The organism is Compostibacillus humi (assembly GCF_014637175.1).
Lineage (GTDB): Bacteria > Bacillota > Bacilli > Bacillales > Amphibacillaceae > Oceanobacillus > Oceanobacillus humi.
The window spans coordinates 1-23544 of the sequence record NZ_BMEV01000053.1 but is presented as its reverse complement, the minus strand read 5'-3'; the positions used below and the strand labels follow the sequence as shown (position 1 = coordinate 23544).

General features: G+C 40.0%; 23 protein-coding genes and 1 riboswitch. Of the genes, 7 read left to right on the top strand and 16 right to left on the bottom strand.

What is annotated here, in order from left to right; all coding sequences use genetic code 11:
• Window positions 1-209: 209 nt before the first annotated feature.
• Window positions 210-647 carry a MarR family winged helix-turn-helix transcriptional regulator gene (locus tag IEV18_RS12735; protein ID WP_188392768.1) on the top strand — a complete coding sequence of 146 codons (438 nt, stop codon included), beginning with the start codon at window positions 210-212 and terminating at the stop codon, window positions 645-647.
• Window positions 648-799: 152 nt separating this feature from the next.
• On the opposite strand, the gene IEV18_RS12730 is transcribed toward IEV18_RS12735, so the two are convergent.
• Both IEV18_RS12730 and IEV18_RS12725 read right to left on the bottom strand, forming a co-directional pair.
• Window positions 800-1666, bottom strand: a complete 867-nt coding sequence (locus IEV18_RS12730) for a VOC family protein (RefSeq protein ID WP_188392767.1) — start codon at window positions 1664-1666, stop codon at window positions 800-802.
• A gap of 178 nt (window positions 1667-1844) precedes the next feature.
• Complete coding sequence (locus IEV18_RS12725; protein WP_188392766.1) at window positions 1845-2756, bottom strand: chemotaxis protein; 912 nt, start codon at window positions 2754-2756, stop codon at window positions 1845-1847.
• 187 nt (window positions 2757-2943) lie between these two features.
• Window positions 2944-2988, top strand: a riboswitch (PreQ1 riboswitch).
• A 6-nt stretch (window positions 2989-2994) separates the two neighbouring features.
• Between IEV18_RS12725 and IEV18_RS12720 the strand changes: the two genes are divergently transcribed.
• The 3 genes from IEV18_RS12720 (at window position 2995) to IEV18_RS12710 (ending at window position 4823) form a co-directional block, all read left to right on the top strand.
• Window positions 2995-3480 carry a QueT transporter family protein gene (locus tag IEV18_RS12720; RefSeq protein ID WP_188392765.1) on the top strand — a complete coding sequence of 162 codons (486 nt, stop codon included), beginning with the start codon at window positions 2995-2997 and terminating at the stop codon, window positions 3478-3480.
• Window positions 3481-3545: 65 nt separating this feature from the next.
• Window positions 3546-4304: a DUF3891 family protein gene (locus IEV18_RS12715; RefSeq protein ID WP_188392764.1), complete on the top strand. Its 759-nt coding sequence runs from the start codon at window positions 3546-3548 to the stop codon at window positions 4302-4304.
• 24 nt (window positions 4305-4328) lie between these two features.
• Window positions 4329-4823, top strand: a complete 495-nt coding sequence (locus tag IEV18_RS12710; RefSeq protein WP_188392763.1) for a GNAT family N-acetyltransferase — start codon at window positions 4329-4331, stop codon at window positions 4821-4823.
• Window positions 4824-4850: 27 nt separating this feature from the next.
• Here the strand turns inward: IEV18_RS12710 and IEV18_RS12705 are convergent, their stop codons facing one another.
• The 12 genes from IEV18_RS12705 to IEV18_RS12650 all read right to left on the bottom strand — a co-directional run bounded on the left by IEV18_RS12705 (window position 4851) and on the right by IEV18_RS12650 (window position 18131).
• A complete protein-coding gene (locus tag IEV18_RS12705) occupies window positions 4851-5954 on the bottom strand; it encodes a mechanosensitive ion channel family protein (RefSeq protein ID WP_188392762.1) in 1104 nt (367 codons plus the stop codon).
• 65 nt (window positions 5955-6019) lie between these two features.
• Window positions 6020-7135: a radical SAM/CxCxxxxC motif protein YfkAB gene (yfkAB, locus tag IEV18_RS12700; RefSeq protein ID WP_373281927.1), complete on the bottom strand. Its 1116-nt coding sequence runs from the start codon at window positions 7133-7135 to the stop codon at window positions 6020-6022.
• 141 nt (window positions 7136-7276) lie between these two features.
• Window positions 7277-8143, bottom strand: coding sequence for a metal ABC transporter permease (locus IEV18_RS12695; protein ID WP_188392761.1), 867 nt, complete (start codon window positions 8141-8143; stop codon window positions 7277-7279).
• A complete protein-coding gene (locus IEV18_RS12690; RefSeq protein ID WP_188392760.1) occupies window positions 8140-9051 on the bottom strand; it encodes a metal ABC transporter permease in 912 nt (303 codons plus the stop codon). Before IEV18_RS12690 ends, IEV18_RS12695 begins: the two co-directional genes overlap by 4 nt.
• Entirely contained in the window at window positions 9029-9793 is a 765-nt protein-coding gene (locus IEV18_RS12685; RefSeq protein WP_188392759.1) for a metal ABC transporter ATP-binding protein, read from the bottom strand. Before IEV18_RS12685 ends, IEV18_RS12690 begins: the two co-directional genes overlap by 23 nt.
• Window positions 9793-10731, bottom strand: a complete 939-nt coding sequence (locus IEV18_RS12680) for a metal ABC transporter solute-binding protein, Zn/Mn family (protein WP_188392758.1) — start codon at window positions 10729-10731, stop codon at window positions 9793-9795. The genes IEV18_RS12685 and IEV18_RS12680 overlap by 1 nt, the downstream gene beginning before the upstream one ends.
• A 277-nt stretch (window positions 10732-11008) precedes the next feature.
• Window positions 11009-11770, bottom strand: a complete 762-nt coding sequence (gene aroD, locus IEV18_RS12675; protein WP_188392757.1) for a type I 3-dehydroquinate dehydratase — start codon at window positions 11768-11770, stop codon at window positions 11009-11011.
• Window positions 11771-11846: 76 nt separating this feature from the next.
• Window positions 11847-12668: an arginase family protein gene (locus tag IEV18_RS12670; RefSeq protein WP_188392756.1), complete on the bottom strand. Its 822-nt coding sequence runs from the start codon at window positions 12666-12668 to the stop codon at window positions 11847-11849.
• A gap of 180 nt (window positions 12669-12848) precedes the next feature.
• Complete coding sequence (locus tag IEV18_RS12665; protein ID WP_188392755.1) at window positions 12849-14579, bottom strand: ABC transporter ATP-binding protein; 1731 nt, start codon at window positions 14577-14579, stop codon at window positions 12849-12851.
• A gap of 12 nt (window positions 14580-14591) precedes the next feature.
• Window positions 14592-15392 carry a MerR family transcriptional regulator gene (locus IEV18_RS12660; RefSeq protein WP_188392754.1) on the bottom strand — a complete coding sequence of 267 codons (801 nt, stop codon included), beginning with the start codon at window positions 15390-15392 and terminating at the stop codon, window positions 14592-14594.
• A 226-nt stretch (window positions 15393-15618) separates the two neighbouring features.
• Window positions 15619-17229, bottom strand: coding sequence for an ABC transporter permease (locus IEV18_RS12655; protein ID WP_188392753.1), 1611 nt, complete (start codon window positions 17227-17229; stop codon window positions 15619-15621).
• Window positions 17226-18131: an ABC transporter ATP-binding protein gene (locus IEV18_RS12650; RefSeq protein WP_188392752.1), complete on the bottom strand. Its 906-nt coding sequence runs from the start codon at window positions 18129-18131 to the stop codon at window positions 17226-17228. The genes IEV18_RS12655 and IEV18_RS12650 overlap by 4 nt, the downstream gene beginning before the upstream one ends.
• A gap of 161 nt (window positions 18132-18292) precedes the next feature.
• On the opposite strand from IEV18_RS12650, the gene IEV18_RS12645 reads away from it, so the two are divergent.
• Window positions 18293-18877, top strand: a complete 585-nt coding sequence (locus tag IEV18_RS12645; protein WP_188392751.1) for a TetR/AcrR family transcriptional regulator — start codon at window positions 18293-18295, stop codon at window positions 18875-18877.
• Window positions 18878-19113: 236 nt separating this feature from the next.
• Entirely contained in the window at window positions 19114-19770 is a 657-nt protein-coding gene (locus IEV18_RS12640) for a GntR family transcriptional regulator (RefSeq protein WP_188392750.1), read from the top strand.
• Between the two features lie 311 nt (window positions 19771-20081).
• Here IEV18_RS12640 and brnQ read toward each other — a convergent pair whose 3' ends face one another.
• Window positions 20082-21440, bottom strand: a complete 1359-nt coding sequence (gene brnQ / locus IEV18_RS12635; RefSeq protein WP_188392749.1) for a branched-chain amino acid transport system II carrier protein — start codon at window positions 21438-21440, stop codon at window positions 20082-20084.
• Between the two features lie 251 nt (window positions 21441-21691).
• On the opposite strand from brnQ, the gene IEV18_RS12630 reads away from it, so the two are divergent.
• Complete coding sequence (locus tag IEV18_RS12630) at window positions 21692-22513, top strand: patatin-like phospholipase family protein (protein WP_188392748.1); 822 nt, start codon at window positions 21692-21694, stop codon at window positions 22511-22513.
• Between the two features lie 141 nt (window positions 22514-22654).
• Here the strand turns inward: IEV18_RS12630 and IEV18_RS12625 are convergent, their stop codons facing one another.
• Entirely contained in the window at window positions 22655-23263 is a 609-nt protein-coding gene (locus IEV18_RS12625) for a class I SAM-dependent methyltransferase (RefSeq protein ID WP_188392747.1), read from the bottom strand.
• Window positions 23264-23544 lie beyond the last annotated feature (281 nt).

Genomic DNA, 23544 nt, shown 5'->3' with positions numbered 1-23544 from the left:
ATTTGTGTTGGTAAAAATAAACTTTTTCCACACAGAAATATAAATTCAAGTTTCTTCGATTAAAAAATACGAATGGATTGAAGGTATAACAAAGAAAATCGGTAAACTTAAATTTAGGGGTACATTGACAACTGTCCTAATTTTACATATAATTATATTTAATTTATAATACATTAATTAAGAGTATATATTGGAAAAGAGGTGTCGTTATGCCGGAGTATAGCTCTGCTTTAAAAGCATTTGTTGTTTTAATGAAGGCGAACAAAACATTGGAAGAAGTCATTAAAAAAGATATTAGCAATTATGGTATGCGAACATCTGATTTTACGGTTCTGGAAGCATTATACCATAAAGGAAGACAAACAATACGGGAAATTACCGAAGCAGTATTGATTCAAACCGGTTCAATTACCTATGTTATCGACAAATTGGAAAAAAGGGAACTTTTGCAAAGAAGTGCATGTAAAGATGACCGGCGTGCCGTTTATATTCAATTAACCCCGAAGGGGGAACAGTTAATGGAAGAAATCTTTCCTAAACACCAGCAGGTCATTGAAGAGATTTTTTCCGATATTACGGAAGAAGAAAAGGAAACGGTAATAAACGTTTTGAAAACTGTAGGAAAAAAAGGAGAAATGATGCTATAAATTGGAAAAGGGAACATATTATTATATGGCCCTTTTTTTATGTCTCAACAATGATATAAGCTTGCCTTGAACGCGCATCCGATAATAACGGATAAGAGAGTAAAAATATCTGAGCAAAAAGAGGATATCTGATTGATATCCTCCCCTTTTCTTTATCGTTGTTCAACTCGCAAATGGATAGTGTTCCCGGCAGCATCTTCCACAATATGAACCCCGTTTTCGACGGTCACCTTTGCTCCGAGATTCGTCAGCTTTTCTGCTGCTGTTTGTAAAGTTGCCTCATCCGGAAACTCCAAACTAAACCAATTTAATCCCGCCGAATTTTTCGGAGCCTTCGGTGCCCCGACCCCATTCCAAACATTCAATCCAAGATGATGGTGATAGCCATTGGTCGATGCAAACAAGGCGCCAGGGTAACGGGTGACAATATTAAACCCGAGGCCATTAACATAAAAGTTTTCCGTTTCCTGCAAATCAGATACGTGAAGATGGATATGCCCCATCAATGTATCCTCAGGTACGCCTTCCCACTGTTTATCGGTTTCCTTAAGCAATCCTTCCGCATCCAACGGAACGGTTGCCATTTCCACCGTATCCCCGTTCCAATTCCATTCCGAAGAATGCCGGTCACGGGCCACTTCAATTCCATTGCCATCCGGATCGTCAAAATATAATGCTTCACTTACATAATGGTCGGATGCACCTAAACGGATGTTGTAGCCTTGTTGCTTGATAAGATGCTGCAAAAAGGAAGACAGGTCTTCCCGTGTCGGCAGGAGAATTGCAAAATGATAAAGCCCGGCCGTTCTTCCTGCTTTTGGCGCAACTCCCTCCGGCTGTTCCAATGTTAATAAAGGGGTTTTTCCATTGGCGGAAAAAACTGCTTTCCGTTCGGATTCACTTAATATTTTAAATCCAAAAATATCACGATAAAATCGGATTGATTTTTGCAAGTCTGTTACACGGATATTTACTTCTCCGACATAAACTGACGGCTTTTGAAAATATTTCTTTTCCATTTCAAAATTCCCCTTCCCGGTACCACCGATGCCAGGCACTGACGGTACTTGCTTACTAATTAACAGTGTGTTACTTTATGTAAGTATAAAGCTGTATCCTTATCTTGTCAATGATAGTTTATCCTGATTCAAAGTAATTTCATATTAAAAAAGCCGGCAAATTTTGCCAGCCCTTTGCTTACAATATATGTTTATCGATTTCTTTAACTAAGTCGACAATTTTCGGTTTGCTCACTTGGGAAGTGGCACCGACACTTTCGCCTTTATGGTACAGCTCTTCAGTAATCAAGGAGGAGAAAATAATGACCGGAATATCTTTCAGACGGTCGTGCTGTTTAATCCGGTATGTTAAGTGGTGGCCGTCCATCCTCGGCATTTCGATATCCGTTAAAACTAATTGGACCTGTTCCTTTGGATCAAGCGATTCATCTTCAGCAATCATTTCCAAATACTCCCAAGCTTCTTGTCCATTTTGGAAGAATGCAACATTTTCATATCCTGCTTCCGACAATGTATCCTTCAATAATTGCCTTAATACAGCAGAATCCTCGGCGGCTACAATTTTTTTCAGCGTGCGTTCCCGTTCGCCTAACACCTTTAAGCTATCCACATCTCCGCCTAAATCCGGATTTATCTCAACAACGATTTTTTCCAAATCTAATAAAATTGACATCCGGTCGCCTAATTTTATAATTCCTGTTGCATATGGCTGTCTTCCTGCAGATAGATCATGGGGTTTTTCAATTTGCTGCCAGGATACCCGCTGTATTTGAAAAATGTTATGAACTCGGAAGGCAATTTTTATCTCGTTTAATTCCGATACGATAAATTTGTCGTTTTCACCATCTGCTGACGGAGGAATATTTAATACCCGTGCCAAATCAATAACCGGAATTACTTCCCCGCGCAGCTGAATAACTCCTTCCACGAATTCATGGGAATTTGGTATTTTTGTAATCGGCATCGGAACGATAATTTCTCTCACCTTTAACACATTGATGGCAAATGTCCCGTCTCCTATTCCGAATAATACAATTTCCAATTCATTCGTTCCTGATTCCAGCAATATATTCCCTTGGTTTCCATTCATATAGAGCTCTCCCTTATTCCTTCCTGTAAAAAACTTCATTTTACTGAAATTATAAGCCTTTGTACCTTTATTCACAACCAGTTTAGGAAAAAATACATAATATGTTTAATCTTTCCACGACGAAAGACGAGCCAAAACTTTTCCTTTTCAACTGGTATTTTTTGTATTATACTAGTCTTTGGCTTTTTAGCCCGTGGTTCGAAACCATCCCACGATAAAAAACTAAGGAGATGAAAAAATGAAATCAAAAACACTTGTGGCAAACGGGTTGCTTGCAGCCCTCTACATTGCCGTATCCGCACTTATTCAACCTTTCGGATTTACGAATATCCAGTTTCGTGTTTCCGAAATGTTCAATCACCTAGTTGTATTTAACAAGAAGTTCTTTTTTGGCATTATTCTAGGTGTGTTTTTAACAAACCTCTTTTTCTCCCCTATGCGGCTTTATGACCTTATCTTCGGGGTTGCCCATTCTGCAATTTCCTTAGGTCTGATTATCTTGCTGGCAAAATATACGAAAAATGTGCTTGCTTTATTAACGGCAAATACAATGATTTTTTCCTTTAATATGTTTATCATTGCCTTCGAATTGTATTTGGCTTTGGAATTGCCGTTTTTCCTTTCCTGGCTTACGACCGCAATTGGGGAAGTTGTCGTTCTTGCAATCGGCATACCGATTATGTACGCATTGAACAAACAAGTTCATTTTGATAAAATGGTTTAAAAATTAGCTTCACGATTTTGCCAGCAAGGCAGATCGTGAAGCTTTTTGCTATAGGGGTAATTTTTATGATTGTTCGTGATAATAAAGACACGTATATTTTTATTGAACAGAATCATCATGCATCCATTTCAGGAGAATTTGCCTTCCGCTGGAAAAATGCTCTGTTTTTAGGAAAAGACTTTCGCCCTTCGGTAGAATATGCCGTTTGCCATCATGACCTTGGCTGGAAATATGTGGATAAGCACCCTTTCTGGAACGATGAATTAAAGGAACCTTATGATTTCCATCATTTCCCTGTGGCAGCAAAAACCGCTATCTATCGACAAGGCATTGATGAAGTAGAAGAAAAGGACCGTTATGCTGCTTTGCTTTGCAGCATGCACTATTCCCGTTTCTTAAGAAAGAGCAATGATGAATTTGCTCAGCAGTTTGTAAAACAGGAACAGAGACGACAATCCCGGATTATCAAATATCTAGGCTATTTAAACGAACGATTGCTTAACTTTCATTTTGAACTATTGCTGTTTGCCGACCAGCTATCCCTTTACGTATGCCTTCATGAACCAGGTGTATCTGAACAACAAGTTCACCCCTTCTTTCGTCAGGGAATCCGGCTTCCTTCAAACACCGGCGGAGATAAATTACAAATAAAATGGCAGGAAAAAAACACTATTCAATTACATCCTTTTCCCTTTGAAGAGGAATTTTCAATCACGGTACTGCAGAAAAGGGTAAAGAAAAATAAAATAGCAGCTTCAGGCATTGCCCCGAGCTATGCAAACAGTTCCTATGAAGAAATTCTTTATCGATTTCTTCCTATGTAGCTATGTTGTAAAGGAGGCGTTCCGATGAATCTGACGATAATTAAACCGAAAAAAGAGCATACGGAGGCGGTTGCTTCCATTTGTGCCAGCGGATGGCGGCAAACAGCAGAAGACTTTTATAGCGAAACATATATAAGGAAAAACATTGATTTTTGGTACAATTTAAAACGGGTTTCCGACGATATTGAATCAGGTGTCTATACCCATATCGCTCTCGTCGATTCGGAAGCGGCCGGTGTAATCGGAGGCGGAATGACAGCCCCTGATGTCGGAGAAATATTTGTCTTCTATGTTGACGAAAAATATCGTTTTCAGGGAATTGGCAAAAAACTGCTGGAAGCCTTGACGAAAGAACAAAGGAAAAGCGGCGCGAAGGAACAATGGGTATCTGTTCAAGAAGGAAATCAGTTGGGAATCCCTTTTTATGAAGCAAGGGGATTTACTTTTCAGAAGAAAAAGATGGAAAGAGTTGAAACAGGCGAAAAAATGATTACTTTACGATATATGAGGCAAATTTAAAATGCTTGGACAAAAGTCCAAGCATTTTTAGCCGGAATGTTCCCGCGAACGTTGAAAATCCTTCATCTCTCCCTCTTCTACATATAGCCGTCTTGCTGGGAAGGCAAAAGATACCCCTTCTTCTTCGACAATGTCTAAAATCTTCAAGTTGATTTCTTCTTTTACCGTTAAATATTCTCCCCAGACTGTTGATTTCGTAAAGAAATAGAGGAAGATATCTAAACTGCTTTCATTAAACTCATCAAATTTGACGAAAATCGTTTCCTGGTGTATTTCCGGATGGTTTCGCAATAATGTTTCTATTCGCTCCACTATCTTTTCAATTTTATCCCTCGGAGTACCGTAAGCCAGTCTTAAATAATACGTAATTCTTCGTTTGCCCATTTTGCTCCAGTTCGTAATCGGCTCATTGGACAATTGGGCATTCGGAACGGTTACGAGCGCATCAGCAAAGGTACGGATTTTCGTGCTGCGAAAGGTAATGTCCTCTACTGTTCCTTCTACACTTGGGGTTAAAACCCAATCGCCGATTGTAAACGGCTTTTCCGAAATAATAACAATTCCGCCAAGAAAATTGGCTAAGGCATCTTTTGCTGCAAGGGATATGGCCAAGCCTCCTAAACCTAATCCAGCAATAAATCCTTCAATGCTATAGCCGAATTCCTGCAGTATAATCGTCAAGGAAATGGCAATGATGACAAACTGCAATGTCTTCGACAGCAGAGGGATTAAAATTTCGTCGATATGAACGCTTGTCTTTTCATTGATTTTATGAAATAAGGACGAAGTGGATGAAGACAGATTCAAAAATCCCCACATCGCTAAAAGAATGATGGCCACCTTTATTATTCTTCTAATGAAGTCTGTTGTTAACAGGACCCCAACTTTTATTCCATAGTAGTGGAGAGCAACATAAAAGCCAATAATGAGAAATAACCATTGCAGCGGTTTTTCAAAGGCTACGAGCACATTGGAAAACAGGCTGATTTTCGTTTTTTTCGTCATTTTCAGCAAGAGGGCAAAAATATATTTTGTAAACAGCTTACGAAAGATAAGAAATAAAAGAAATATGGCGACAGCTATTCCGAGTGTTATTAAATTTTCGTAAGCAAGAAACAATTCCCAAGTCATAAAATACAAGTCCTCCCCAAATTTTCCTTTGGACTATCATAACATATGGAATTTCAGCGATAAATTTATTTGCTGATATTAGCCATTCTTTTTGTAAAATCGATATCTTTGTAATAGGCATTTTTCACTAAAATGTTTGGTCCTAAACACTTCACGGCAGGACAATGGCAATTTAAACTTTTTGCCGTTTTCGATTTCATCCAGCGATTGTAAGCTTCCTCCAACGTTGTATTCTGAACATTGCCAAGGACTGGTTCTTCATCCCCAAAATCGGTAACAATTACGTCTCCGGTAAAAATATTGACATTAAGCCGGGATCTGCCGTCAGGATCGTTTCTTACCGTAACATTGTCCTCTTGATACAGTTTTTTCAGTAACGTCAAATCTTCTTCCTTCTTACTGCACGGATAAAAAGGAAGTGTTCCAAATAGCATCCAAATATCCTTATTCCGGTGTTCCAGCAAACGGTAAATTGCGGTACGGATTTCGTCTAAAGACAAAATCTCTAAATTGCTGGCATAGTCGACCGGGTACATCGGATGAACTTCATGGCGAAAACATCCCATTTCCACTATATGGTCATGGATTTCCTCTAAGTATGGAAAGGTACGTTTATTAAGCATCGTTTCCGCCGATACTTTTACGCCTTCTCCAGCCAAGCGCTTTGCATTTTCCTCCATCCGTTTAAAATAGCGGATGCGATTTTCCTTGGATGGTTTCCGTTCCATTAAAGCAAAACCAGTTTCAGCAAATTCTTCTTCCGTCCCCCAGTTGTGAGATATATGAAGCACGTCGACATATGGAATGATGCTTTCATAGCGTTCGTAAGGCAGGGTCAGATTGGAATTCAGCTGGGTTTTCACTCCCCGTTCATGGGCATATTGGAGCAATGGCACAACATAATTTCTGACCATCTTTTTATTCATCATCGGCTCCCCGCCGGTAATGCTGAGCGTACGCAGATGGGGGATTTCGTCCAGCCGTTTAATGAACAGGTCTAAAGGCAAAGCATCCGGATCTATCGGCTGCAGCGTGTAGCCGACAGCACAATGGGCGCACCGCATATTGCACATGACGGTTGTTGTAAATTCGATATTCGTTAAGGTTAATTTTCCGAATTCCTCTACGTCTACGTAAGCTTCCCACGGGTCATAAGAAGGGGTAATAGTTGTATTCCGCAAATAAATTCTCCTCTCAAGTCTGACACATTTCTATTTTTTAGTTTATGGACAATTCATTATGATAGTACTGACTTTTCCTGTTATCAAGTTACAGATATGTTAAAAGAAAAAAATCAGGCTAGGCAGCGCCTAGCCTTCCTGTTAAACTGCCGGTTTTACGGCTTTTGCGATGACACCATGTTTAGGGGAGAAAATAAAGCTAACGGTAAAAAAGATACCCGTCGCAAAGGCCATCGAACCGGAAATAGATGTATCCAGCCATGCAGCTATAACATAACCGGTAAAAGCTGCCGATACCCCAAACATGCCGCTTAAAATTAGCATGACAGATAGCTTGTCAGTCCAAAGGTATGCCGATGCTGCCGGAGCGATTAACATGGCGACGACCATAATGGCGCCAACAGCATCAAATGAAGCAACGGTCGTAACTGAAACTAACCCCATAAACAAATAATGCATCGCTGCAACCGGTATCCCTATACTTGCAGCCAGAGCCGGATCAAAGGTGGTAATTTTCCACTCTTTATAAAAGGCGGCAATAAAAAACAGAACGACGAACAGGACGATCATTAACAATGCCGTTGCCATTGGAATATCTCCCGCAAGGGGCAACGTAATGGTATGAAAAGGAATAAACGTAATTTCCCCCATTAAGGCATGCTGGACATCTAAATGGGCATTCCCGGCAGAAGTTGCAATCAATATAACCCCAATGGCAAATAGAGTCGTAAACACAATCCCCATCGATGCATCGTGCTGAACTTTCAGCGATTGGAGCCATTGGACAAGAAGGGCAGTAATCAGCCCGGCTAGTATTCCGCCTAATAACATAGCAGGACCGCTCACTTCCTTTGTCACTAAAAATGCCAGCACAATGCCCAGAAGGACCGTATGGCTGATGGCATCTGCCATCATTGCCGTCTTCCGCAAAATTAAAAATACGCCGATGAGGCCGCAGGAAAGGCCGACTAAAGCAGCTGTCAGCAAAATCCACGCCGTATAAGTCATGTTATGCTCCTCTCCTTTGTTCCAATTGCATTTGCCTTTTTCCGCTGCATTCGCAGCTGGAAATAGTGAAGCAAAACTCCTTGTTCTTTCCCTAAAATTAGGGAAATGATAAATATTGCCGCGGCAACGACAACGATAAACGGGCCTGTCGGCAGGCTTTTTCCCGTTGCGCTGATTAACGTTCCAAACAATCCGGATACGCCGCCAAACAAGGCTGATAACATAAGCATCATTCGAAACGATTGGGTCCAATAACGAGCGCTGACAGCAGGAATAATCAGCAAAGCGGCCATCAAAATAACCCCTACTGCCTGGATGCCAATAACTATGGCTATTACTAACACCGAAGTATAAAGTATGCTCATCCCGCGAATGGACAACCCGATTCCCTTGGCAAACTGCGGATCAAATAAAAAGATTTTCCACTCCTTATATGCAAGAAAAACGACTAATAAAACGACAAATGCTAATACAAGCATTGTCATTACATCCGATTTCACCATCGATGCGGCCTGGCCATAGATGAAGCTGTCGAGACCGCTTTGATTCCCCCCGAAGGACCGATTAGCAATGGTGAGCAGCATAATCCCCAAGCCATAAAATACAGCAAGAATCATCCCCATCGCAGCATCTTCTGAAATCCGGCTCCATGTTGTAATCCATTGGATAGAAAATGCCCCGATTATTGCGCTGACAGCAGCACCGATAACAAGAACGAGGAGATTTTTTTCTCCGATTAAAAGAAAGGCAATGACCACGCCCGGAAGCGCAGCATGGGACAGGGCATCGCTCATTAAATTTTGCCGTTTCCAATAGGATAAACAGCCGATGACTCCTGCAGCTATTCCAAGCATCATTGTGCTGAAAAACACCCACTGGGTATTGCTAGTGATAAGAAGGGACCACATTTTTCTCTTCCTCTCCAATCAGCCAGCGCATATTTCCGCCGTAGGTTTTGCCGATATTTTCTTTTGTGAAAATTTCTTCTGTTTTTCCATGTCCAATAACCGTCCGGTTCAAGAGAAGAACATGGTCAAAATAATCGGCAACCGTTTGCAAGTCGTGGTGTACAACCATGACTGTCTTTCCGTTCCTTTTTAATTCTTGCAATATGAACATAATAGCCCGTTCAGTTTGGGCATCCACTCCTGCAAGCGGTTCATCCATAAAATATAAATCCGCATTTTGTACGAGCGCCCGCGCCAAAAAAATGCGCTGCTGCTGTCCGCCGGAAAGCTGGCTTATTTGCCTGTCTGCATAATCAGCCATTCCTACTTTCTTTAACGCTTCATAGGCTTTTTCTTTATGTTTGCGGCTCGGAAACTTAAACCAGCCAATTTCCCCATACAAGCCCATCGTAACTACATCTAATGCATTCGTCGGAAAATCCCAGTCAACCGACCCCCGCTGCGGGACATACCCGATTCGCTTTTTAGCCTTTTTAAACGGCTGCTGGAAAAAGGTGACTGAGCCGGACAGCCTCGGATGTAAATCCAGCAACGTCTTGATTAACGTCGACTTTCCTGCACCATTAGGTCCGATAATGCCTGTAAGCGTCCCCTGATTAACCTTAAAATTAACATTATGCAGTACCGTATTTTTCCGGTAAGAGGCGGATACATTCTCTGCGATTAGTATTGCTGACTCCATTAATCGATTCCTCCTTGCAGCGCATCATAAATCGTATTAACATTGTGCCGATACATCCCGATATATGTTCCTTCTTCCGTGTTCGGATCTCCCATGGCATCGGAAAAGAGCTCTCCTCCCAATTTCACATCTGCTCCTTCGTTGGCGGCTCCTTCGATTACCGCTTTGATAGAGTCCTGATTAATGCTCGTTTCCACAAATATTGCCGGCACTTGATGCTCTTTTATAATGGCAATCGTATCGTTAATATCAGAAACCCCTATTTCATCTTCCGTACTTAAACCTTGGAGTCCGATTACTTCCATTTGATGCATTCTCCCAAAATATCCGAAGGCATCATGAGCTGTTACAAGAATTCGTCTGCTTTCCGGAATTTCCCTAAGTTTCTCTGCCTCCTTTTTTAGTTCATCCAATCGTTCGAAATATTCCGACTTATTTTTCTCAAAAAAATTCTTATCTTCCGGCGCGTATGTCTTCAATTCTTCCACCGCCTGGTCTAAAGCCTGTTTCCACAAATCAATATCAAACCAAATGTGGGGATCAATTGCTCCCTGTTCATCTTTCAGCAAAGCCTCTTCCGGAATCACTTCTCCGACTGCCAATACCGGTTTGGAAGCTCCTAATTGCTGAAACATATCCGTCATATTGGCCTCCAAATTTAGTCCGTTATAAAAAATGATATCTGCTTCATCGACTCTAGCCATATCACTTTGTGTCGGATTATACAAATGGGGATCTACAGAAGGTCCCATTAAACTTTCCACCTGTACCCGATCGCCCCCAATTACTGATAACGGTTCTCCTATTTGGGCAATTGTTGTGACAACATGAATTACGTCCTCTTTTTCTGTCTGTTCTGCTCTTTCTCCACAGGCTGCTAAAAACAGCACAAAACAAATCAGGAACCAAACAGCTGACCATTTTAAAACCCGATACATTTTGCTCTCCTCCTTAACTTTTTCGTACAACCTCTTAAGTTTCCTTAGAGAAACTTTATTAGTTACTACCTAAATTAAAGTCCCTTTTTGTGTTTGTCAAGTGTTTTTTATCGAAAACATTATTTTTCCTTTGGTAAACTTTTATGATATAAAGACTATGTTGTTTTAATGATGAGGTGACAGAGTATATGAAAAGTTGTTTCAAACTAGTTGTTCATAATTATATAGTGAGTAAGAAAAACCCCTCTCTTCCATATTGGAAAAGAGGGGTTCCGGTCTACGCCTGCAAATGATGATGCAAAGCCTTGAGTATGTATTGTAATTCTTTTACATCCAGCTGGCCTGGGGCACTCGCTTTCACTGCAGCACCAAAGGTAACAGCCGAACCAAATAGTTCACCGCTTAATCTGCTAATGACACCTTGAGGCCCCATTGCCATCGTAATAATTGGCCGATCCGCTAGTTCTGACTTCATCTCCCATGTCGCTTCCAACAGGGAAAGCACGTCTTTTGGGCTTTGCGGCATCACGGCAATTTTAAAAATATCTCCTCCTAATGTTTCCGTTCTTTTCAATTTCGAAAAGATTTCCTTCTTCGGTGGGGTTTGATGGAAGTCATGGCTGGAAATAACAGTTACTACTTGAGCGTTCTTTGCTTCTGTTATTAATTTCGTTATGTTTTTTTGTTCCAGTTCAATATCTACAAGTTCAATCAGTCCTGAATTTATTGCCGCTTCGTTTAACTTTACATACAATTCATCAGTAAACTCCTTCTCTCCGCCTTCTTTTTTGCTGCGAAGCGTAAAGAGAACTGGAATTCTGCCCAAACGATACTTTAGCTTTTCCAGAACGTCCAAAACTTCCGAAAGTTCGTCTACCTTCCCAAAAAAGTCGGCACGCCATTCGACAAGATCTATTTCTAATTCCTTTATCTGCTGTACTTCCTCTGCAATCTCTTCTGCTGTTGACCCGGTAATTGGCACACAAACTTTCGGTTTCCCTTCCCCAATGACAATCTCATTTATTTTAATCGTTTTCATCCATTATTCCTCCGCAACCGTATATATTTATTATCACTTTAACGAAAGTTTTAAACTTTAGCCAGAAGAAATATTTTTAAATTTGCTGAGATAGGTCATTTGCCTTTTGAAAAAGGGCAGGGGTTAACTTTTTATTATGGCTGTAGAAATAAAGTTTCACTTTGTCTAAAATAAATTGATTGGCACGATTATTCTTTAAAGCTGCTTGTTTTCCCAGTTTAGTATATTCATTGGATGGATTCATCGGATATTCGCCGCAAACATCTACACCTTCTACCTTCTTTGACTGGAAGATTGCTTTTAAAATATTTGCAAGTGCCTTTAATGTCAATGTTCCCTGGTCCCATGAAGTGATTGCTTCCTTTTTGCTTAGCACATCTTTGTCAATGCTTATATAAACCGAATCGGTATCGATGTGTCCCGTAATATCGGTTTGTGCTGTCAAAGGCTCGTATTTTGTCATAATCTTTACCTTTTTTGCTATCGAGGGAGGAATGTGCTTATATCCATCTGTGTCTGCGCCGATAATCAGAACCCTTTTCAGCATAGGAAGATGCTGAAGAGACTGCAATACCCAGGAACCACAGGATATTAGAGCATCACTCGGGCTTGGCAGTGTATCCGTATGATGGTCAATCAAAACTAAAGAGAAGGGCTTTTGAATCCGGGATAAGAAAAGATAAGTAATATAGTGGTAGTTGCCGCTTCCTATAAAGCGCAGGAAACTAGGAGGCCGTTCTTTTAATCTAGCAGCTATTCGCTTTAATGCATCTTGTTCACAAAATAAGTTTGTGTTCGGGATATCAGACAAATCAATCCAATCATATTTCTCTCGAACGTAAAAAGACTGGTTCTGGTAAACGTGGTCAAAATTGAGAATCGAAATACGGTCATCCATCTTTCTCATCTCCTGTTTGTTAATAGATTCACAAATCACTATTACAAATACTCTGATAAATTATATTATACCATTCTTTGATAAAGGATGCTTTGTATTCTGGAATAAGCCTAATCGGAGGATAGCCATTGCATAGAAAAAGGCGGGGGTTTTTCATTCCCTGCCTCTTCCTGAAAAAAATTATTTTAATTGCTGTTCAGCATAACTTCGATACAAATCATGAGACTCCATTAACTCTTCATGAGTACCAATTCCTGTTACCTGCCCATTTTCGATGAAAATAATCTTATCTGCATCGACAATTGTGGACAGCCGATGGGCAATAACAAAGGTCGTTCTCCCTTCCATTAGACGGGATAACGCTTCCTGAACAGCCTGTTCTGATTCACTGTCCAAGCTTGCCGTCGCTTCATCAAGCATCAAAATCTTTGGATCTCGTAAAAATGCTCTGGCAATATTGATTCGTTGCCGCTGTCCACCGGAAAGTTTCATACCTCTCTCACCAACAATCGTATCCAATCCTTCAGAAAATCTTCGGATGAACTCGTCTGCATTGGCCATTTCCGCAACTTTCCAAAGTGTCTCATCACTAATCTCTTCTGCATTGGCCAATCCGTAGGTTAAATTTTCTCTGATTGTTCCTGCCATCATAGCGCTTTCCTGGGATACATACCCGATTTGCGACCGCCATGACATAAGGGATAAATTTCGGATTGGTGTATCTCCTACACGGATTTCCCCGGATGTAGGTTCATAATATCTTTCCAACAATCCAAATAAAGTAGTTTTTCCTGCTCCGCTCGGTCCGGCAAATGCAACCATTTCCCCCGGCTTTGCGGTAAACGTAATCGATTTCAGCACCGGCTCCTCATTATTGTAGCTAAAGGATACGTTATCGACTGTAATTGGCTCGTTCGAAATATCTTTATCGATTCCTTCCTGGCCTGTCTCTTCCTCTGTCTGTAAAATTTGCGCAATTCTTTCCGTCGCCCCTTTTGCCTTTTGCAGCTGGGTGAAAAACATGGCAAAGGTCGTGATTGGGAAGATAATTTGAAATAAATATAGCAAAAAGGCAACGAGGGATCCGGTAGTCATCGTCCCTTCCGATACACGGATGCCGCCATAACCAATAATGATGACGACGACAACCATAACAATTAAATACATAATCGGGCCGACAAGGGCAATAATTCTTGCTTCTTTTATTCCATAGTTTAAAAGCTTTCCTATTCCCGTAATTCCGTTTTGTCTTTCCGCTTCCTCTGCTGTCGATGCTTTCATTAAACGGATTTCACTAAAGGTTTGCTGGATTTTCCCAGAAAAGTCTGCCGTCTCATCTTGCAGCCCCCGGGATACTTTTGCCATTTTGCTCCCTAAGGGAATCATTATGATTACTGTAACTGGAACAGAGATAAGCATTAATAGCGTCATTTTCCAGTCCATGATAAGCAAAATGATAATCGCACCGATTATCGTAATAATGCCGGAAATAAATTGGGGGAAATGCTGGGAGATTAGATCTCTAACGATGCCTGTATCATTCACTACCCGGCTTACTGATTCCCCGCTTGCATTTTTATCAAAAAAACTTACCGGCAGGCGAATCATTTTCTCCCACATCCGCTCACGCAGACGGGCAACCATTTTTTGGCCAGAAGCGGCTAACAGATAAGTAGAAAAACCATCAATAACCGCTTGCAAAATAAATGCTGCAGCTAGGACGATAAATAACGTACTGTTTAATCGTTCCAGGGAAAAACCATCTACCAGCTCACCTGTCAGGAAAGGAATGGATAAGCTGACAAGGGTAGTAATGACACTGCCAATAATACCTATTGTCAGCGGCAATTTAGGAATGTTTTCCTTTAAGATAAGGGTTGTAAAATTGTTTTTAGTATCGCCTTTGTTCATTTTCCGATCTCCTTATTTACTTTTTGATAAAAATTCGTTTATATCATATTTTTCGAGAAAAGAGTCCATCACTTGCTCCAGCCATTCGGTTTCTTCCTTCGTTAATGGATTTGGAACGAATCTGTCTATTTCTTCTTCAATTTTTCGGGAATCCTCCTCCGTCAAATTACCTACTTTGACAAACTCACGCAGACTTTCCGTATCCAATACGACAGCTATCGCAGAAAAAAACTCACGGAGCATATGCTGGACATCAGCATCATCTGCGGGCCTTCCAGCCAGACTTTTCACCTGCTTGTAAAACTTTACGGAAGCCTTTTCCCATTCTAGTTTTTCCTCTTCAGATATTTCGAAGATTTGTTCTACCACATTTTTATCAAAATACTTTTCTGCCCATTCCCGCTGCTCCTTTTCTGTCTGCATACTGCTTATAATGCTCATTAAAATATTGCTGTCGACTTCCCCTTCGCTCTCCAATAAAGCAATCGTCCTTTTGATCGTTGCGAGGGCAATTTCAATTCTTTCCTTATCTTCCTCCAATTTTTTCGCTTGCATTCTCAGCGAGTCTATTAATCCCATATGGAAATTACGTTCTTTCAGCATTCCCCCGATTTTATCTAAAGAAAAACCTAAGAACTTTAACGTCATAATCTGATGCAGCGTTTTAATATCTTCCTCCGAATAAATGCGATGACCGGATGTCGGATGTTTTTCCGGCTGCAGCAGCCCTTTCTCGTCATAAAAATGCAACGTGCGAATAGACACGCCCGTCTTCTTAGAAATTTCGCCAATCGAATATGTTTCTTTTGCCATATTCTCCCCCGCCTGTTTTATTCTGTATCTCTATGATACAACCTAACGTAGCTGTAGGTTCAAGGGAAATTTTTAAAAAAGATGAAAAGATTTTAAATAATCTTCTCCAATCATTTGCCAACTTAAGATGTCTTCTTTTATAAAAGAAAGGTTTTCCAAACGATATAGCTATAACTAAAACAGACCTTCCCCTATAAAGGAAAGAAGGTCTGACTCCTGTCTTCATTTACCCTGCCAAATCCCGTTTTCGATATCCGATAAAGCCAATAACAACTATACAAACTGCCAATCCGCTTAACACGGCGAGAGATGGAACATCCATGTCCTCAACCGGAATTTGCGGGATATGGAAGAAAACAGACAACTGATTTACCCAATCCGGGAAATCTAAAATGCCGCCTAAATATAATACGACAAAACAAAAGACAACATATAGCCACACGAATGAAGCAACCTTTGGCACAAGCCCAAGCAAGAGGATGGCCAAACCGACTACAGCCCACATCGCAGGCAAGTACACAAGGGCAGATTCCAATGTTGTTGAAAAACTCAACGGTTCCTCCATAACGGATAAACTGGCAGACCACAATCCGATCACTAGGAGAATCTGCATCAATACGGTAACAGCAATGCTAAGGGCAGCATAGCTGCCAAGCATTTCTCCTCGGGAAAGGGCCCGGCTATAAAGAATTTCCGTGCGATTTTTCGTTTCTTCCCCTTTTAGTTTCAGCACGGTCATTACGGCGGGAACGACGCTAAATAAAGACATAATGGCTAACAGAAGTGCAACAAATTGTTCTGTCATCGTATAGCCTGGCGCATCCTTTAAAAACTCCTGTATCAGTTCCATATCCCCATAATACGTTTCTAAATCACCTAAAATTGCGCCAAAGGATGCACCGAGAAGAAATATACCGATCCCCCACGAAATGATGTTCGTTCGTGTTAAACGCCACGCAAATCCTAGCGGTGTTTGCAAAATTCTGGTGGCATCGTATCTTCCTTTTCTTGCTGGAATTAAACCAGAACCTAAATCGCGAATTGCCTGTAAATAAAGGGCTATAAGGATAATAGCTATTGCGGTAATAAGATTTACAACGACCGGCCACCAATGATCTTCAATAAAGACATTTGTTCTGACACTCCAGCCTAGCGGAGAAATAAAAGATATTGTTTCATTGGATACATCGCCAATTGCTCGAATCAAATAAGCAACTATTAAGATGCCGAAGGAAAACATCGTCGTTCCCCTTGAAGTTTCCGAAAGCTGAGCAAACAACATACTTAACCCGCCGAACATAAGCCCTGTCGCTCCTAAAATCGAACCGTATAAAAAGGAACTTTCTGGACCCATTCCTTCGACATTTAATAATGCCAGACCCGCACCAATGGCAATTGTCAAAATAAAATTAACTGTGAGAACAACCGTCATAGCCGCACTAACATAAGCAAGCCTTCCAATCGAAAGAGAACGAACCAGTTCGATCCTTCCATCCTCTTCATCACTGCGAGTGCTTTTACTGACTAGCAATATATTCATAATGATGACTGCGATAATTGTAAACAAAAGCATTTCTTGAGCGAAAATTGCCCCGACGGAATCTAAATAATCCTCCAGCTCGTATCCCGGTCCCAGCATTGCTGTCATCGCCGGGTTATCCATCGTTAAGGCAAAACCTTGTTTGTCTGCTTCCGTTTTATATATGCTCGGATAGGAAGCGGCAACGGATAGCGTAACTAGAATTAAACCAAACAGCCAAAGAAATAGTTTTATTCGCTGCTGACGGAATTGAAATTTAATTAATGATAATGTTCCTTTAAATAATTCCTTTTTCATGTCAAGGAACCTCCTGACCCGACATCTTCATAATGACGCATGAACAAATCTTCTAAAGTTGGCGGGGCACTTTCCAATTTCAAAATCCCAAATTGGCTGAGATGGCGGATAATTTCATCCAGCTTTTCCGTATCTGCTTGAAATGTAACTTCCGAACCCCTTTCTTCATATTGATGTACTCCTTCCATTTCCTTAAGTCCGTTAATCTTTTCCTTCGTTTCAGCCACAATCGTATTACGGGTTAAATGCCGTAATTCCCCTAACGTGCCCGTCTCAATAATCTGTCCTTGACGGATAATTCCAACCCGGTCACAAAGCTTTTCCACTTCCGAAAGAATATGGCTGGAAAGAAGGACACTTTTCCCTTCATTTTTTGCCTCCTGTACTTGTTCCTGGAAAACCCGTTCCATTAACGGATCCAGTCCGGAAGTCGGTTCATCCAATATATACAAATCCGCTTCGGAAGCAAAGGCTGCAATAAGGGCTACCTTTTGCCGGTTACCTTTAGAATAAGTTCGGCATTTTTTCGTCGGGTCAAATTGAAATCGCTCGATCAGTTCCGCTTTCTTTTTCGGATTGCTGCCGTTTCCCCGCAGTTTAACAAATAGGTCAATGATTTCTCCGCCGGTTAAGTTTGGCCATAGATTGACATCCCCCGGCACGTAAGCAAGCCGTTTATGGATTTCGACCGCATCTTTCCAAACGTCCTTGCCAAAAATAGCCGCCTTCCCGCCAGTCGTTTTTAACATACCTAATAAAATCCGGATCGTCGTTGATTTCCCGGCACCATTCGGGCCGATAAAGCCAAAAATTTCCCCTTCCTTCACTTCCAGATTTACATTATTGAGTGCCGTAAATTTCCCAAATCTTTTCGTTAAATTTTCAGCTTTAATAATATACATCGCATTTCCTCCCTTTAAAGGATTGGGATATAAAATTTATGAAATAATTCCCTTTATATAGTTCATAATATATGAAGTTCCGTCTCTTTTCAATGATTTTATGAAATATTTATATTGTTTTATTACAAAATTTTTATTAAACTATTCATGAGGTGAAAGCAATGGACGGTTTTGAACGGCGAAGGGAACAGAAGAAAAAGGATATATTGCAAGCAGCTCTTTCCTTATTTTTAAAATATGGCGTGCAGAAAGTGTCAGTTGCAGAAATTGCTAAAGAAGCAGCCGTTTCGCAAGTTACCATCTACAATTATTTCGAAAGCAAGGATAATCTCGTTCATGAAGTAATCATCTTTTATACCGACACCGTTTGGCAAAAGTATTATGAAGAAATATTTGAAAGTGATTTATCATTTTCCGAAAAAATTACAAAAATTATCTTTGAAAAGAAAGAAACCGCAGAAGAAATTCATCCCGACTTTTATCAATATTTTATGAAAGAATATGCCAACGGGATAAGTTATATGGAAAAGTTATATACCGAACAGGTCCTTCCGAAGTTTATTGAATTGTTTAACGAAGGCAAAGCGGAAGGATTGGTCGATCCGACGTTATCCAATGAAGCAATTATCTTTTACATTCAGATGTTTAAGGAATACTTCCAAAGGGAAGATGCGTACGAAAAGGCGCTCCCTATAACGGAAGATCTGACAAAATTATTCTTTTACGGAATTGCCGGAAATAAATAATTGACCCTCCTCCTGCTTTTCGGATAAGCAAATATCCAAAACAAACGTTTGTTTATTACGAATACAAACGTTTGTTTTCTTTTTTCCCGCTTCAGCTCCAGTCTTTAGTCTTCCCGCACAAAAAACTAGCGATTTCACAAATCCAATATATTGCATATTTCATTAACTTATGTTTTATAGTATAATAATTTATAGTAGAGTTATAAATACATCATCTTCTGGGAGGTAGTATTCACATGCCTATTCCTAATAATCTTTCCAGGCCAATTAGGCAATCAGCTAAAGAAAGCGCATTCAATCAAATACAGCAATGGATTATAGACGGGACATTACTCCCAGGTGAAAAAATTAATGATACAGAGCTTGCAAAAGCACTTGGCGTCAGTCGAACTCCAGTACGGGAATCCCTTCAATTGCTGGAAGTGATGGGGTTCGTAAAAATGTATCCTGGCAAGGCGACTCAAGTAACGGAAATAGAGAAAAGCTCTATTAAAGAATTGTTGCCGCCTCTCGCAGTATTGCAAGCATTGGCAGCTGAACTAGCCCTTCCTCATATGACAGAGGAAATTTATAATGAACTGACCGAAGCAAATGAGCGCTTTAAAAAAGCAATACAATCAAAAGATTATTTTGAAGCATTAAAAATTGATGAAGAATTCCATAATATTATCGTGAAGACAGCAAACAATAAATATATAAAATCTATTATTGAAGATTTACAAGCCCATGTAGCTCGGCTGTTTTTCCATAATTCCATTATTCTGACGGAGATTTCCATCGAAGATCACGAAAAGATTATTAAGTATATGAAAGAAAATGAGATTGATAAACTAAATGAAGTGATGAAGGAAAACTGGCTGCGCAATATTGAACTATTTCATTTCGATGATTAATTCATGAGTTGTGTTTCTATATCTATATCGATATTATCATCGATAATCAGAAGGTAAGGGACTCTTCGGCACAAACAATTTATAACGTTGCGTCCAGCTCTTTTCCAATGAAAGAAATTTGGTTTTTTCTTCAAATTCTTCATCCATATCCTTTTTAATCGGCGGTGTTCTTAAGCAATTTATATGGCTTAAGCTCCGCTTTTTCGTTTCTCTTCTTAATATCTATCCTTAATGTCGGTCTGCATATGTTCCTGTAAAAACAAAAAAAGAAGGTGTCTGCCTAGAATAAAGCAGACACCTTCTTTTCATCTTTATACTTCTTGTGTTGCGGATACTTTTTGGAAACGGGCAATGACTCCTGTAATGATGATGACGGCAAGTGCCGGTAATAGCCAGCCTAAGCCTTGTCCGTAAAACGGAAGTACTTGTTCATAGAAGTCAAGAACCGGTACCATCCAGCCAAAATAGTCGATTCCCAAAGTGCCGCACAGTGCTTTTAATCCATCAAAAATACTGATTAGAAGTGTAACTCCAATCGTAGCTACATAGACAAGCTGAGCATGGTTAAACAGCGGTGACAAGAATGTCAGCAACATGAGTACGATTGCCAGTGGATATAGGAACATTAACACCGGGATCGAAAATGCGATAATATTTGCCAAGCCAAAGTTTGCAATAATAAATGTTAAAACGGAGAAGAATACGACTAACGTTTTGTAGCTGATGTTTGGCATCAAAGTATGGAAGTATTCTGCATTAGCTGTAATCAAGCCGATAGCTGTCGTCAAACAAGCAAGGATTATTACGACTGCCAATAAAACAGAGCCAAATGTTCCAAAGTAATAAGATGCCGCTCCGCTTAGAACCGGTCCGCCTGTATCAAACAAACCTAGTTGTGCTGTACTTGTTGCCCCCAGATAGGCAATGCCTACATAAATAACTCCTAAACATAGTGTAGCAACAATTCCTGACTTCGCAGTTGCAGAAAGGATCTCTTTTTTGTCACGAATTCCTAAAGATTTAATAACATTAATTACGATAATTGCGAATACTAGGGATGCCAAAGCGTCCATAGTGTTATACCCTTCTAAGAAACCTGTAACAAATGCTCCGCTAGCATATGCCTCTTGCGGCTCTTGAATTGGGCCCATTGGATTGAATACTGCAACAGTCAACAGGACCAATAATAAAACAACGAGAGCCGGTGCTAAAATTTTCCCAATATTGTCTACGAGACGATTTGGGAATAAAGAAAAAACTAATGCTACTGCAAAAAATAAAATAGTAAAAATTAAAAGTCCAGTTTGTTGAAATTCCTCACTAAAAAACGGTGCAATACCTACTTCATATGCTACGGTACCTGTACGAGGCGCAGCAAAGAACGGTCCAATTGTTAAATAGAGCAAGGCGGTAAAAAATACTCCATATGCAGGGTGAACTCTGCTTGCCAATTCCTGCAAGTTATTGCTGCCGGAAAAGCCCATTGCCAAAACACCAAGTAATGCAAGTCCAACCCCAGTAATTAAAAAGCCGATAGCCGCCGGCCAAAGATTTTCTCCGGAATATTGTCCTAGTTGAGCCGGGAAGATCAAATTCCCTGCTCCGAAGAAAAGAGCAAAAAGCATAAAGCCGATTGCAACATACGCTGAAAATGATACTTTATCCTTCATTTCAGTTCCCCCTTAGTAGTTAAATAGTCTTAATACTGAGCAAAATTATTAAGTGACTATTATATTACTATTAAAAAATACAAAATGCAATATATTACAGAAAATTTTTTAATAATTTACGAAAATAAATTTATGATATAGAAAGAAATGAATACATAAATAAGTATTATAATTTGGCACTTCTTCATAAATTGTTATACTAATAATATGTTTATCTTTTTTTCACCATAGTTAAGGGAGAGTGCAATCCGTTGCAGCAAAATGTTGGTCTTTTGCTGGAAGGCGGGGGAATGAGATGCGCCTATACTGCAGGTGTGTTAGATCTTTTATTAGATAAAAATATCCATATACCGATCGTTTCCACTGCGTCTGCCAGCGCTTTAATCGGCAGTTCCTATGTTTCAAGACAAAGGGACCGAAACTATCTTATTTTAAAAGAATTGGGGAATAACCCGGAATCCGTTTCCTTTCGTAAAATGTTAAAAGATCGAGAACTATTTGGAATGGATTATATTTTTGATCAAATCCCCCGAAAAATTGTCCCACTGGATTTTACAGCTTTCTCTCAATCGCCATCTACTTTAATCATTGCTACTACCGAAATAAACACCGGTAAGCCGATTTATTTCGAACAATACAGGTCAAAGGAGGAGCTGCTTGCCATTACCCGCGCTTCCTGCTCCTTGCCTGTTTTTGCGCCAATTGTTCACTACAATGGGCTAGAACTGATGGACGGCGGCATTTCTGACCCAATTCCGATAAAACCTCTCCTGGAAAAAGGAATTACAAAACATATTGTCGTTCTTACAAGGAGCAAGGGGTACATCAAAAGAAAACTAAGATTGAACTGGTTTTTTAAGCGGGTGTTTAAAAATAAGCCAAAATTGGTAAAATTGCTGCGCGAGCGCCACAATTACTATAATGAAACGATGAAACTATTGCTGGAAATGGAAAAGAACAATGAAGTCTTCTTTATTCAGCCGGAAAAACCGCTAATGTTAAGCAGATTTGGCAAAAACAACAAAAGGCTTTACGATTCATATGTTCAGGGGTATAGAGAGGCAGAAAAATAGCTGCCTGAACTGGAGAAATTCCTAAAAAGCAAAAGTTATAAAAAAATTAGCTAGCAGGCAGCGGGAAATGTTTTTTAAAGACAGAAAAACCAAGAGCGAAAAACCGCTCTTGGTTTTTAACTAGTTTTGCTTCCCTTTTCATCACTGCAAACGATAGATGATTATCTTTTCGTAGGAATTTTGAGAAGAAAGGTAAGGTATGTTAATCTCCCTTTTCCTTACGAACATTCCGCTCCTCTCCAAAAAATCAATATAATCCTCGTGTCCATAATATAAAATGATTTCAAGCGGCCGTGGTTTTTTCTCTGCAGAGTTTAAAATATTGTTAATTACTTTGCGGAAAATATGTCCGGAAAATGGGTGGAAAAAGTAGAAACGATTTTCCTCCGGTTTGATGCTGTACTCCTCTGCCTTACCGTTATAAAAATGCATATTATCAATGCTTTTTCCGATTTTCTTCCGATAATTTTTCCGGTTCAGGATTGCCATGTCATACAAACGCTTGTTTACTTCAATGCCTTTTACTGTTGCTTGTGAATGATAGTGAAGAAAAAAGACTAGCCTGCCAAAGCCGCACCCGAAATCAACGATCGTATCTTCTTTGTTGATTTCATAATGCTTCAGCAGCTCCTCTAATACAATATATGGTGTCGGCTCATAAGGATGGTAATGGGAAATATTTTCTCCCTTGTTATTCCCGCTTGCTTTCGTATTAATATTGAAAAGTTTATCGTAATAATATTCTTTCATTAGCCACCTCAACAAAGTTTCTGACTCGTGCCATCTTCTTATCATCTATTATAAGCTGAATTTGCTATTTGCGGATTTAAATTTAGGCAAAATGAATGGACATTATTTCTTGTAAAATTTATTAATTCAGAATAGGGGATATTTTATGGTATGATAGTAAAAAAACATGGTAGTGTAAAAAGTTCTATGAAAACAACCTCAAAATAAAAATCCTAATATTTTAGGATGAGGGGAACTCCCGCCATCGCTCTTGACAAACACGACAATGGTTTACGGGTAAG

What these genes read in the sequence shown, in the direction of transcription:
- brnQ (WP_188392749.1), bottom strand. Translation starts at nt 21,440, where the DNA reads ATGAAGGATAAAGTATCATTTTCAGCGTATGTTGCAATCGGCTTTATG.
- IEV18_RS12710 (WP_188392763.1), top strand. Translation starts at nt 4,329, where the DNA reads ATGAATCTGACGATAATTAAACCGAAAAAAGAGCATACGGAGGCGGTT.
- IEV18_RS12625 (WP_188392747.1), bottom strand. Translation starts at nt 23,263, where the DNA reads ATGAAAGAATATTATTACGATAAACTTTTCAATATTAATACGAAAGCA.
- IEV18_RS12650 (WP_188392752.1), bottom strand. Translation starts at nt 18,131, where the DNA reads ATGTATATTATTAAAGCTGAAAATTTAACGAAAAGATTTGGGAAATTT.
- IEV18_RS12680 (WP_188392758.1), bottom strand. Translation starts at nt 10,731, where the DNA reads ATGTATCGGGTTTTAAAATGGTCAGCTGTTTGGTTCCTGATTTGTTTT.
- IEV18_RS12640 (WP_188392750.1), top strand. Translation starts at nt 19,114, where the DNA reads ATGCCTATTCCTAATAATCTTTCCAGGCCAATTAGGCAATCAGCTAAA.
- IEV18_RS12695 (WP_188392761.1), bottom strand. Translation starts at nt 8,143, where the DNA reads ATGACTTATACGGCGTGGATTTTGCTGACAGCTGCTTTAGTCGGCCTT.
- IEV18_RS12685 (WP_188392759.1), bottom strand. Translation starts at nt 9,793, where the DNA reads ATGGAGTCAGCAATACTAATCGCAGAGAATGTATCCGCCTCTTACCGG.
- IEV18_RS12720 (WP_188392765.1), top strand. Translation starts at nt 2,995, where the DNA reads ATGAAATCAAAAACACTTGTGGCAAACGGGTTGCTTGCAGCCCTCTAC.
- IEV18_RS12645 (WP_188392751.1), top strand. Translation starts at nt 18,293, where the DNA reads ATGGACGGTTTTGAACGGCGAAGGGAACAGAAGAAAAAGGATATATTG.
- IEV18_RS12660 (WP_188392754.1), bottom strand. Translation starts at nt 15,392, where the DNA reads ATGGCAAAAGAAACATATTCGATTGGCGAAATTTCTAAGAAGACGGGC.
- IEV18_RS12655 (WP_188392753.1), bottom strand. Translation starts at nt 17,229, where the DNA reads ATGAAAAAGGAATTATTTAAAGGAACATTATCATTAATTAAATTTCAA.
- IEV18_RS12730 (WP_188392767.1), bottom strand. Translation starts at nt 1,666, where the DNA reads ATGGAAAAGAAATATTTTCAAAAGCCGTCAGTTTATGTCGGAGAAGTA.
- IEV18_RS12715 (WP_188392764.1), top strand. Translation starts at nt 3,546, where the DNA reads ATGATTGTTCGTGATAATAAAGACACGTATATTTTTATTGAACAGAAT.
- IEV18_RS12735 (WP_188392768.1), top strand. Translation starts at nt 210, where the DNA reads ATGCCGGAGTATAGCTCTGCTTTAAAAGCATTTGTTGTTTTAATGAAG.
- IEV18_RS12725 (WP_188392766.1), bottom strand. Translation starts at nt 2,756, where the DNA reads ATGAATGGAAACCAAGGGAATATATTGCTGGAATCAGGAACGAATGAA.
- aroD (WP_188392757.1), bottom strand. Translation starts at nt 11,770, where the DNA reads ATGAAAACGATTAAAATAAATGAGATTGTCATTGGGGAAGGGAAACCG.
- IEV18_RS12665 (WP_188392755.1), bottom strand. Translation starts at nt 14,579, where the DNA reads ATGAACAAAGGCGATACTAAAAACAATTTTACAACCCTTATCTTAAAG.
- IEV18_RS12670 (WP_188392756.1), bottom strand. Translation starts at nt 12,668, where the DNA reads ATGGATGACCGTATTTCGATTCTCAATTTTGACCACGTTTACCAGAAC.
- IEV18_RS12705 (WP_188392762.1), bottom strand. Translation starts at nt 5,954, where the DNA reads ATGACTTGGGAATTGTTTCTTGCTTACGAAAATTTAATAACACTCGGA.
- IEV18_RS12690 (WP_188392760.1), bottom strand. Translation starts at nt 9,051, where the DNA reads ATGTGGTCCCTTCTTATCACTAGCAATACCCAGTGGGTGTTTTTCAGC.